General features: G+C 68.8%; 1 protein-coding gene. It reads right to left on the reverse strand.

The window, feature by feature from the left end; all coding sequences use genetic code 11:
• The coding region (locus ASF72_RS06930) for a hypothetical protein (protein WP_157370909.1) at nt 1-202 on the reverse strand (202 nt) is incomplete at both ends.

Raw genomic sequence — 202 nt, forward strand, 5'->3', positions numbered from 1 at the left:
CGGCCCGATGCCCATGGACACGGTGGGGAATTCCCAGAAGTCCGGCATCAGCCGCGGGTGCGGATAGGAGGACAGGGCGTGGCCCTGCCGGGACTTTTCCTGCCGGAACCCGTCCAGGTCCTCCTCGGTCAGCCGGCCTTCCATAAACGCCCGGGCGTACATGCCGGGGGAGGCGTGGCCCTGGAAGAAGACCTGGTCCCCG

Origin of the sequence: Arthrobacter sp. Leaf141, from assembly GCF_001424565.1 — a bacterium.
In the GTDB taxonomy this organism is placed as follows: domain Bacteria; phylum Actinomycetota; class Actinomycetes; order Actinomycetales; family Micrococcaceae; genus Arthrobacter.